Below are 10,871 nucleotides of genomic sequence, written 5' to 3'. Positions count from 1 at the left end.
CCCAGTTGAGTACGAAGCAATCATGAACACCGGCGTCGCTCTCGCGGCGTGACTACACCTGTCACCTATTGGTGCGGCAGACCCCTATGACGCGCTGCGCGGCACCACACAACGCGCGTGGCTGCGCGCGGCTGCCGCCGTCGCCCGAGGGTTATAGAGAAAGAAAAGTCCCGACACGCTGAAACAGTTTCACTGATCTGCTCCACTTATGGGATTGAATGAGGATCACGGTTAAAGGAGGAGAAAATGCCGCAGATCAGCAAGGGTCAACGGACCCAAGTGAGCGCGCGTATTGAGCAGCCCTACTTTGAAAAGTTGGACAGATATCTGTCTCTCACTGGCGAATCCAAGAACGACTTCGTCAGGGAGCTGATCATCGAACGGCTCAACCGGGTAGACGTCGACAGTCTCGAGAGAAACCAGGAGCCGCTTCCTTTGACCGCATAAACGAAGAAGCGCCCACCTACCGGTGAGCGCTTCCCCAAGGCTTTTCAGAACCGCTCTAGTTTGCCGACCGGACGGTTCTGAATCCAATCCCCTGAGGAGATCGAACCGATGACTCCCGCATATGGGAGGCACCTTTTATGCTTCCCACTGTAGCACCGTGCGCTCAAACTCCCCAGAGGCCACGCAACAACACGGCATTTCGTGCTGCCTTTCTGAGCCACCTTGGCACCGCCTGGGCTCGCGCGTCCGCGACCAAAACCGAACCCTCAGTGCGCATCAGCGCCGCTGACCTGGGAGATTTCGAGTTCTTCACGCCCTCCCGTTCTGTGGGGTCTGCCCTGGTGATCGACATTGACCGGCCAGAAGCGATCCTCGAGATTTTCGACATGATCCCGGCCGAGATCCGGCCCTCGTGGGTCGTGGAGACCCGCAAGGGTGCGCAAGCTGGTTGGATGATCGACCCAGTGGATCTCCGTAGGACCGCGCGTGAACGTCCCGTCGCCTATGCCCGAGCTGTGGGCGCTGCGCTGCGCAACACACTGACCGGGGACGAAGCCGTAGACCCCTTAACCCCGGTGCGCGTGCGCAACCCCACCTATTGGCGGGCCGAGCTGCGCGCGTCCCCCACTCCCCCGGTCTACGGCCTCAAAGAGCTCCACCAGGCGCTGAAGACCGCGAACCTGTGGCCTTCAGCGCCACGGTTCAGCGGCCGCAGCGCGACCACGGCCGCGCGCAGGGCCACCGTGGCTGCGATTGATACCGGCAATCGGAACCAGACCGTTTTCGACGTGGCCCGTCAGGCTGCCTATGTCGGTGAGGATTTCGAGGCTGTGGCTTGGGAGACCAACGCCGCCGCCCCTGAGCCTATGAAGGCCGCTGAGGTGCGCGGCATCATCCGCAGTATCGCCCGGTATATGGCGAATCCTCGTGGCCACCGTTCCACGGTGGCTATGCCTTCTCAGATGCGTGAGGTGCTCTCAGAGATGGGCCGGCGCGGCGGATTGGCCAACACGGCCGCGCAGCGCGCCGCTCGCGCACTCGGCCCTAGAGCTGCTTCTGCTGCTCGCAGTGCCCGCGCTGACACCAAAGCCCGCCAGGCCCAGAAGATGCGCGCACAGGGACATTCACGGGCCACTATTGGCCAGAAGCTCGCCGCCTCACCGGCCACGGTCTCCCGGTGGTTACGCCGTCATATCACCCATCAGTGCCGGATTTCATCAGTGGAGCCTCAGGTGATCCGTAGACACCCTCGTGCTCGCCCTTCTCGACCGAGGCAGCTCCCCCGCCATGCCCACCAGTGCCGCACGCGCTGCGAGATCCCCAATGACGGGGCCCGCTCCCCCGGCAGCCAGAGCTCAGGACCGCCAAGCGGTCCACTCAGCAGCTAACCGCCCCGCTTCCGGACGTACCTCCACCACCGCATCGGGTAGCCCTGCCTTATACGAAGCTCGAATACAGCCCCGCACAGCCAGACCATGCAGCGCAGCCTCCAATCGTGGAGCAGTCAGCCCTGCGCCACTGAGACTCCACAGTGGGATAGGTGGCGGTACGGTCCGATTCTTTCGAGGATGGCCAGCAGTACCGCGTACTCCCCCGCAGCCGGCCCCTCATTCTCCACGTCAGTCATCACAGGTCCCGCCGTCGTCGTTGCTCACACGCTAATCCGCGCCTATGACACCGACGCGGCCACCAGCGACGGGGATCAGGGTCACCGGGGTCAACGGTTCAGCACGGTTGGCTTCTCCCGCAGGGTGCCAGGTCGCCCCCGCGCGTCCGGTATGTGCCGCCGGGAGGCTCACCGTCAGATCTCTCGCAATCGGTCAGATATCCCAGGTGTACTGCAGGCGGCCACGCCGACAGAATGTCTTGTCGGTACTTCCTCGATTCTGTGGCCTTCGTTAACTTGCCGGCTCCGTTGGCGGTTTCTGTCTGGATAAGATCAGCTCCCTCTGACAGGGTCCGTCTCTTCGGTCTGAGGCGCTGCCATCTTGCGATAGTAGTGATAATAAGTCAGGTGCATAGCAGTAGCGGTGTGCACCTAGTAAGCAATCACAAAGATAGCAAATCGCGAGCGATATGATAGCAATATGCAAGCACAGGCGTTGTGCTATAGTAGCGTCATGATATTCACAGTAGGTCAGAACAAGGGCGGGGTCGGTAAAACGACGGTCGCGATGAACCTGGCTATCGAGCTGCAAAGGCGTGGCCGCAGACCCGCGCTCGTGGATGCTGACCACACGCTACGCACCGCTCAACTATGGGCCGATGATCGAGTCAGGGCAGGGCTGCCCCCGATCCCTGCATTTGCCGGCGAGGGAAACTTGATGAGCACCCTTGAGAATTTGCATGAGAGCCACGATGACGTGATCCTCGACGTGCGTGGGGGAGACTCCACCGAAATGCGGACAGGGCTTGTTGCTTCAGATGTTCTCGTGGTTCCCACGACTGGGCAGCAAAACGATCTGGACTCACTAGAACCGTTGGAGCGCACGGTGAAACAGGCATGGGACTTCAATCCAGAGCTAGCCGTGATCGTTGTCCTGAATCGCGTGAGCCCGCAGGGATCGAGGTATGAGATCGAGGACGCCAAGGCCTACCTGGAAGACTTCCCTGACTTTCGTCTCGCAGAAACTGTCTTAACTACGGCCAAGGCGTGGAGCCGAGCCAGGACCGAAGGTAAAGGCGTAGTTGAGATCGACGGCAAGGCCAAAGCTGCGATGCAGCTACTTACATCAGAGATCGTCAGTGCAGCAGGGGAGAAGTAGGCGAATGGCTATTCAGCGCCGACGCTCTAACAACATCGATGAAGCTGCCGTAGAGGATTGGGGCAATCAGGCGGGCGCTTTACCGAGTGCGGAGCAGCACAAACCCGTCTCCACCACCAAGGCTGCATCGGTGCCGCAGCCTGACCTTCCCGCGCATCGCCGCCGCGCCAAGGCTGGACCGAAGAAGGATGCAGTGAGTTTCCGGTTCAACACGGCTCAGCGCGAGTTGCTGAATGTAGCCGTCGCCCAGGCGGATATGACCCAGCAGGAACTTCTTGAGTCCCTCATCTGGGAAACGCTTGAAGACCGGTACGGTCACCTCGCAGAGATCTAGGGGGCATGTGTGGCCGTGAGCACTGGTAGAGCGTCGTTCGCGAGATGATGTTCTCGCCGCCTGCGCACCCTCTCGGCTAAGTGCCTCCGCATAGCGCGGCGATGGTTTCGCGCCCGCGACCTGACAGGTATAGTTATAAGTGCAGGGCCCTATACATCTCTTGTAGATGTCCGCAGGGTCCTGCACCTCGCGAACCCCCAGCATTGCTGGGGGTTCTTGCGTTAACTATCGAGCCACACCACGCCATAGTCAGTGCCCTCCGGCCAGTGTGCCGAGACCTTCATGTAGGCGACGATCGCTGCGCGGACGGTTTGTGAGCTTGTACCCCAGATCTCAGGATGGTCCTGGTGATGTCGGTGGTAGGCGCCGTAGGCGAGCAGATCAGCAGCCTGGATGAGTTGACTGAATCGACTGTCCTGCATGACCGGGTCTTCAAGGATTCGTCGTACGTTGATGTCTAGGTTCCGATGCGCCTGGCGGTAGGGATGAGCGTCGCGAATCGCGCGCTCCCAGAGCTCTTGACGCTGATCTGCTGTGGGATTCTCTTCAGGCCCCGCAAGCCCCTGTTGGCCGTCGTAGAAAATCACCAGGTACGTGTCATGGCGGGTGGCCCAGTCTTCGAGCCACGCAATCGCTCGGGCGTATGCTCGGGGTTTTGAGACATCCGCGGTGCCGAGCGTGACCACAGTGAATGGCGCTTCAGAGAGTCTGGTGAGCAAGATGCGACCGGTGGCTGCGCGTTGGCCGGTTCCGAAGCGCGCATTCTCTGCCTTCGATTCACAGTAGCTTCCACGTCCCTTGAACAGGGCGTTCGCGTGAACTTCACTCTTCTTCAGTACACCGAATTCCTGATGGACTTCTCTGCGTCCCTGGAGCCAGGCGTTGAGAACAGTCGTCCAACTGCGGTCTTCGATCAACAGGGCGGTGATCGTGACACCGTTCTTTGAATCGCCTGAGTCGTCGAGGTAGCAGAAGTACATGTGTCCATCGTGCCGTATCGGAGCCTAAGTGCGGGGCTGGGGGAGTGAAGGGGTGCGGTAGACCCGCGCGTAGCCGGTCCACACGACACTCGTGTCGGCGAGGACATCGTTGATCAGTCGGTACAAGAAGCCGTTCGCCGTACCTGGTGATGTATCGCCGCCTTTTAGACATTGGGTTTACAAGACAGTGCCGTCCAACGCGTCAGCTGGGGCCAGGTGCTCGATGTCAATCCGGTCGAAGACGTCTAGCAATTCGAGCAACGACAAGTCGCAGAACTAACACCAGGGTGTGCCGCACGGGTAGCTGACGAGGTCAGACGGAGGGGCCCTTCCCGGACGAATGGTGGGCACACAGGGTGTGGCGGGTTAGCGGCGTAGAGACAGAACAGGCCCGTCTGGGGCGTATCACCAGACGGGCCGTGTCCAGCCCACAGGAGGCGGGCTAGGTGATCTACGTTACACCACGGGTCATCCTGGGAAACATCAAATGTGGCGAGAGGACACGTCCCCACCGACTTCCGACCGCCAATAGGCCCGGACCTGTAGGGGTCGGGTCCGGCCCCTACATGGCGCCCGATCATGGGAAAGCCCTCCCGCAAAGAAATCACCAGGTGGGCTCTGTTGAGCGTGTTTAGTACGACGATGCATCGACGCCTGCCTCGAGTCCAGCACCGGCGGCCAATAGGCGTCCTAATTGACGCGCGGACGGTGTGCGGTCGTCGTCCCAGTTCCTTGGTTGTGGGACGGTCTCCACTTCGATTTGTTCGGCTGTCAGTTTCAGAAGTCGACGGCACGGCGAGCCCCTTCATGCCGGGGTAGTGCTGTCGGGTTCTGAACTCTGGTTGTTCAGTACTGCTGTGCGTTAGGTTCGTTTCTGCTCAGTAGTCCTGTTCTCAAGGAGGAGGCAGGGATGGCCGGTGAGAGGAATATCCTGGTGTCAGAGCCGCTGACGATGTCCGATGCCGCGTGGCAGCAGGCGAAGTTGCGGACCAAAGTCATCAGTCGTCTGGCGGGCAGTGATCCAGTGGGGGTTGTTGCCGCTGACCGGGCTGGGGTTGAACTAGGTATCTCTCGTCGACGGGTGTACGTACTGCTGGAGCGATACCGTCAGGGAACCGGTCTTGTCACTGATCTGGCCCTGCAGCGTTCCGACGGTGGTAGGGGCGGCAATCGACTCTCAGCGCCGGTCGAGCAAGTGATCCAGGAACTGGTACGCACCCTGTACTTGACGCGGCAGAAACGTAGTATCGCCTCCTTACATCGCGAGATTGCTCGAGTGTGCGTGGCCCGTGGCTTGCCGACCCCGATGCGGAACACGGTCGCAGCCCGGATCGGACGAATAAATCCAGTCGAAGTGGGGCGGTCTCGCGAAGGCGCTGAGAGAGTGCGGCCGCTACAGTCTGCCGGCGGTGAGGCTCCCGCGGTCGATTCAATCTTGGAACGCGTCCAGATTGATCACACAATCATTGATCTGATCGTGGTTGATGAGTGTGAGCGCCAGCCGATCGGTCGACCGTACCTGACTGTCGCGATTGACGTGTGTAGCCGCTGTCTGGTCGGGGTGGTGGTGACTTTGGAGCCGCCGTCTGCGGTGTCGGTGGGGCTGTGCCTCGCCCACGCGGCCAGAGATAAGCGGCCGTGGCTGGAAGAGCTGGGCGTGGATGCGGACTGGCCGATGAGCGGGAAACCTCAGACCTTGTTCGTCGACAACGCCGCTGAGTTTAAAAGTGAGGCACTGCGGCGCGGCTGTGAACAGCACGGCATCGAACTGGATTATCGCCCGCTGGGTCAGCCGCATTACGGCGGGATCGTTGAACGCGTCATAGGCACCGCGATGCACCAGATCCACGAACTGCCGGGCACGACGTTTTCACACCCAACTCAGCGGGGCGAATACGACTCCGAGAAGATGGCCGCGTTGACGCTGTCCGAACTGGAGAAATGGTTGACCCTGGCCGTGGCGACTTATCACGGCACGGTCCACAGCACCCTGGGCCAAACCCCGGCCGGTCGATGGGCAGAGGGTGTGGCCGCCACTGGTGTCCCGGTGACGACGACGAACCCGACGGCGTTTCTGGTCGATTTTCTGCCGGTGATCCGGCGGAAGCTCACACGGACCGGGTTCGTCATCGACCATGTCCACTATTTCGCCGACGTGCTGAAACCCTGGATCGCCCGCCGGGAGAGTCTTGAACGGTTCATCATCCGCAGGGATCCGCGCGACATCAGCCGCGTGTGGGTACTCGATCCCGAGGGCACCGCCTACGTCGAAGTGCCGTACCGGTCGCTGGCCAATCCTGCTGTCAGCGTGTGGGAACACCGCCAGGCGCTGGCTCGGCTGCGAGAGCGTGGCGCGGCCCAGATCGATGAGGTAACCCTGTTCCGGATGATCAACCAGATGCGCCACATCTCTGAAACCGCAGCGAAGACGACGAAGAAGACTCGCCGGGAGACTGAGCGGCGCAAACACGGCAGGCTCACGTCGAGGAGGGAGTCGGGTCCGTCGGTGCTGGAGCCTCCTGTTGTCTCTGCGAATGAGGGGCCTGTCATCCCGGTGGCGTGGTTTGAAGAGATCGAGCAATGGTGAGCGTCGAGGAGTACAAGGACCCAGACTTCTCGCATCTGCACCCGAGCGCTCAAACGGTGGCGCGACTGCCAGCGGCGCAGCGAATCGACCGGATTCGGGCTGATCGCTGGATTGGGTACCCGAAGGCCGTCGCGGCCGTCGATCGGCTCGAAACCCTTCTCAGGTGGCCGCGGAAACAGCGCATGCCCAATCTGTTACTGATCGGGCCGACGAATAACGGCAAGTCCATGATCATTGAGCGGTTCCGCCGCCAGCACTTGCCTACGACCGAACCGGACCGGGAACACATTCCTGTGCTGTGCGTGCAGATGCCCTCAGAGCCCTCACCGCTGCGGTTCTACACTGCGATCCTCGCTGCCCTGGGCGCACCACTGCGGGCGCGGCCGCGCGTGGTCGAGCTCGAACACCTCGCACTGTCCTTGCTGCGGGAGGTCGGGGTGCAGATGCTGGTCATCGATGAGCTACACAATGTACTCGCCGGCCGCGGGGGTCTCCGCAGAGAATTCCTGAACCTGCTGCGGTTCTTGGGCAACGAGCTGCGCATCCCCCTAGTCGGGGTCGGCACCCGGGAGGCCTACCTGGCGGTGCGTTCCGATGACCAGTTAGAGAACCGGTTCGAACCCTTCGTGCTGCCGACCTGGGAAGCAGACGAGAAGACCCGCTCATTGCTGGCCAGCTTCGCCGCCGCCTTCCCGCTACACCAGCCCTCGCTGATCGACACCGACGACATGGCCCGCTACCTGCTTGCCCGCAGCGAGGGCACTATCGGCGAGTTGGCGCAGCTGCTGACTACGGCCGCGGTCGCCGCGGTCGAAAGCGGTATCGAGGCCATCGACCACCGGACACTGACCCTGGCGGACTACACCGGACCGAGTGAACGCCGACGACTGTTCGAACGCGAGCTGCTGTGAGCACGCGGTGGCCGGTCCATCCAGCACCGACACCGGGTGAGGCGCTCTCCTCCTGGCTGACCCGGATCGCCGACCGGCACGGAATCACCTCCGAGATTCTGGCCGTCGACCTCGGCTACGTGCTCGACCGTCACACCGACCTCGATATGGCTCCACCCGAGGGATTTGTCGAGCAGGTGGCGGTGTGCACTGGGGTCAGCGTCGAACAGATCCGGACCATGAGCCTCAGCGGTTTCGTCCCCTGGCTTCTCGAGGGCATCGAGCCCGGCCCTGATGCGTTCATCCTGTATGCCCGTCAGCTGTCCATTTTGCTGCCCGAGGGAACACGAGCCGATCGCGCTGTGTCCTCCTGGCGGGCATGGATACCGGCAAGGTCGAAGCCACAGCAGCGAGCGTGCCCGCGATGCGTCGCCGAGTCCTCGCCGCCTCACCCGTATCAGCTGATGTGGTCACTTCCGCTGATGCTGACTTGCCCTGTCCATCACTGCCGACTCGAACCCCACCGGGACGCACTGTGGTACTACTTCAGCTGGTACGAGACTCCGCCCGTGCCACAGGAGCCAAGCGCGGCGATCCGGATCATGGATGCTCGCACGTGGGAGGCGCTGACCACCGGCCACGTCGATTTACCCCGCCGCCGCGTTCACGCCGGCGTCTGGTTCCGGCTACTGCGCTCACTCATCGACGAACTCGGCTCCACTCTCAAGGATTGCGGTCCCGCGCAGCGGCTGACCCGGAAGGTATGGGAACACTCCAGCCACCCGTTCCGCGCCGGTCAACTGGTGTGGCACCCCTATGAAGAGCTGCCCCTTGAGGTGCAGCTCCACACCCTCGAAGCTGCAGCAACCGCTATCCAGCTCCTCGAGAACGGTACCCTCGCCGGACAAGGGGTCCAGGCCGCGCTGTTCCTGCCCGAGCCCGACGTCGCCATCGACTCCGGACGCCGCCGACTCACGATGACAGACCTCGCAGGCTCGCCCCTCGAAAACTCGTGGCAAGCGGCACTGGACAACGTCAATACCGTGGTCGACCACGCCAGGAAGCATCCGGAGACTGCTCGCCAGCTTTTCGGTTTCCTCACCCACTACCGACGCCACGATGACGACTACCTCCAACACGTCCGGGACGATTTCATCGATCTCGGGATCCCCGGTGAGTTCTTGTCACATTAGCTGTTTTGTAGGGGTCTGCGTGACGTAGAATAGTTGACGGATTAAGTGACAAGTCTCGCTGAGTGGCGACATTTCGGTTCTCGTGTCACGTAAACGAACGAATAAGTGATGGGAGTGATGGTGGCGCTGATCGGGTATGTGCGGGTCTCGAAGGCTGATGGATCCCAGACCACTGACCTACAACGCGACGCGTTGGTCGCCGCCGGAGTGGGTCCCGAGCAGTTCTATGAAGACAAGGCTTCAGGGAAGAAGGATGATCGGCCTGAGCTGATCAACTGTGTGAAAGCGCTACGGGATGGCGACACCTTGATCGTGTGGAAACTTGATCGTCTGGGTCGGGATCTGCGGCATCTGGTCAACATCGTCCATGACCTCACCGAACGCGGAGTGGGGTTGAAGGTGCTCACCGGGCAGGGTGCGGCGATCGACACTACGACCGCTTCGGGGAAACTGGTGTTCGGGATCTTCGCCGCGTTGGCGGAGTTTGAACGTGAACTGATCTCCGAGCGCACCAAAGCTGGTCTGGCCTCAGCCCGTGCCCGCGGACGCAAGGGCGGACGTCCCTACAAGATGACCCCAGCTAAAGTTCGCCTCGCGAAGGCGTCGATGGGTCAACCTGACACCAATGTGGGGGCTCTCTGCAAAGAGCTCGGGGTCACCCGTCAGACCCTCTACCGGCATGTCTCACCAGAGGGAACGCTTCGCGAGGCTGGACACAAAGTCTTGGGCCAGGGCAGGAGCAGATGACAGCTGAGCGTCAGAGGCGTGGACAGTGAGGAAGCTATTAAAGCCTGGACGGGGTTGACCATGGTTCATGTACATGTAGGCCGTTGCATTTGGGGCCAGAAGGCCCCTGCCCGTCTGCCGGGACCTCGCGCGAGCAAATCAGAAGTAAAGCGCTCTCGCAGCCATGTTGTGGTTCGGGTGAAGTCGACTTCTGACATCCGTGCAGTCAGCTTCTGAAACTGACAGTGGGTCTCGGGTGAGTATTACGAGAAGCAGAAGATCGCTAAGACCAACCCCCAGGCCGCAGACGTGGAATTGGCAGCCGGACTGTGGGACAAGAGTGCTGAGCTTGTAGGGCTCTCCACCGCCGCGCAGTAGCCGTCTGGTCGGGTAGCAGGTTCGTTTTATCTGGGTCCGGCTGTGTTTAGGACGCGCTGGTCTCTACGAGACCAGAACGCCGCGCACCCCGGGTTGAACCAGATGCTCTTCGGTGGGGATTTCGGGCTTAGGAGGCGCGGCCGGGAGCGTCGAGTCCTCCGGTGCATGAGGCCCCGGGTTCCGGGGCGTTGGGGGACTGCCAGTACTTGTTCACGAACTGTTCGACGCGCTCGTCATCCGGGGTCTCCACGGCCACTTGCGCACCCCAGGCCGAGAGCGTGATGGGCGAGTCCATGTCCTGGTATGGAGAGAGCACGACATAGGTATCCGGCAAGGCCGATTGCAGCGTGTCAACCTGGTCCTGGGGCACGGTCTGGGGGTCGTAGGTGACCCAGATGGCCCCGTGCTCCAAGGAGTGTACGGCGTTCTCCTCGGGCACCTCTTGGGTGTAAGTCCCACAGTTGAGCCAGGTGCTGGAGTGGGTGCCACCGACAGGAGGCTCTTGGTCGTAGTCCACCGGGGTGGACACGTGCTCGGCGTCGAGATCCTCGTGGTTGGGTCCCCGGGTAGG

General features: G+C 61.6%; 10 protein-coding genes. 8 read left to right on the top strand and 2 right to left on the bottom strand.

Annotation, left to right across the window (positions count from 1 at the left end; genetic code table 11):
• Positions 1 to 246 precede the first annotated feature (246 nt).
• The 4 genes from BG28_RS13730 to BG28_RS15555 all read left to right on the top strand — a co-directional run bounded on the left by BG28_RS13730 (position 247) and on the right by BG28_RS15555 (position 3,546).
• Positions 247 to 447 (top strand): hypothetical protein, encoded by a 201-nt coding sequence (locus BG28_RS13730; protein WP_036478122.1) that lies wholly within the window; start codon positions 247 to 249, stop codon positions 445 to 447.
• 269 nt (positions 448 to 716) lie between these two features.
• Positions 717 to 1,835 carry a replication initiation protein gene (locus BG28_RS13725; protein ID WP_036478120.1) on the top strand — a complete coding sequence of 373 codons (1,119 nt, stop codon included), beginning with the start codon at positions 717 to 719 and terminating at the stop codon, positions 1,833 to 1,835.
• Between the two features lie 699 nt (positions 1,836 to 2,534).
• On the top strand, positions 2,535 to 3,212 hold the full coding sequence (locus BG28_RS13720; RefSeq protein ID WP_051501504.1) for a ParA family protein: 678 nt from the start codon (positions 2,535 to 2,537) through the stop codon (positions 3,210 to 3,212).
• Positions 3,213 to 3,216: 4 nt separating this feature from the next.
• Complete coding sequence (locus BG28_RS15555) at positions 3,217 to 3,546, top strand: hypothetical protein (RefSeq protein ID WP_152539315.1); 330 nt, start codon at positions 3,217 to 3,219, stop codon at positions 3,544 to 3,546.
• 221 nt (positions 3,547 to 3,767) lie between these two features.
• Here BG28_RS15555 and BG28_RS13715 read toward each other — a convergent pair whose 3' ends face one another.
• A complete protein-coding gene (locus tag BG28_RS13715) occupies positions 3,768 to 4,526 on the bottom strand; it encodes a DUF3800 domain-containing protein (RefSeq protein WP_036478117.1) in 759 nt (252 codons plus the stop codon).
• Positions 4,527 to 5,436: 910 nt separating this feature from the next.
• Here BG28_RS13715 and BG28_RS13710 point away from each other — a divergent pair.
• The 4 genes from BG28_RS13710 to BG28_RS13695 all read left to right on the top strand — a co-directional run bounded on the left by BG28_RS13710 (position 5,437) and on the right by BG28_RS13695 (position 9,943).
• On the top strand, positions 5,437 to 7,113 hold the full coding sequence (locus BG28_RS13710; protein ID WP_084479776.1) for a Mu transposase C-terminal domain-containing protein: 1,677 nt from the start codon (positions 5,437 to 5,439) through the stop codon (positions 7,111 to 7,113).
• A complete protein-coding gene (locus tag BG28_RS13705; RefSeq protein ID WP_036478111.1) occupies positions 7,107 to 8,024 on the top strand; it encodes a TniB family NTP-binding protein in 918 nt (305 codons plus the stop codon). Before BG28_RS13710 ends, BG28_RS13705 begins: the two co-directional genes overlap by 7 nt.
• Positions 8,021 to 9,196: a TniQ family protein gene (locus BG28_RS13700; protein ID WP_036478128.1), complete on the top strand. Its 1,176-nt coding sequence runs from the start codon at positions 8,021 to 8,023 to the stop codon at positions 9,194 to 9,196. Before BG28_RS13705 ends, BG28_RS13700 begins: the two co-directional genes overlap by 4 nt.
• A gap of 117 nt (positions 9,197 to 9,313) precedes the next feature.
• Positions 9,314 to 9,943, top strand: coding sequence for a recombinase family protein (locus tag BG28_RS13695; protein WP_036478125.1), 630 nt, complete (start codon positions 9,314 to 9,316; stop codon positions 9,941 to 9,943).
• Positions 9,944 to 10,427: 484 nt separating this feature from the next.
• On the opposite strand, the gene BG28_RS13690 is transcribed toward BG28_RS13695, so the two are convergent.
• Positions 10,428 to 10,871: DUF3105 domain-containing protein (locus BG28_RS13690; protein WP_036478109.1), on the bottom strand; the 444-nt coding region annotated here is incomplete at its 5' end.

Origin of the sequence: Nesterenkonia sp. AN1 (assembly GCF_000582475.1) — a bacterium.
GTDB classification, from domain to species: Bacteria; Actinomycetota; Actinomycetes; order Actinomycetales; family Micrococcaceae; genus Nesterenkonia; species Nesterenkonia aurantiaca.
This window is presented reverse-complemented; position numbering and strand designations above follow the sequence as displayed.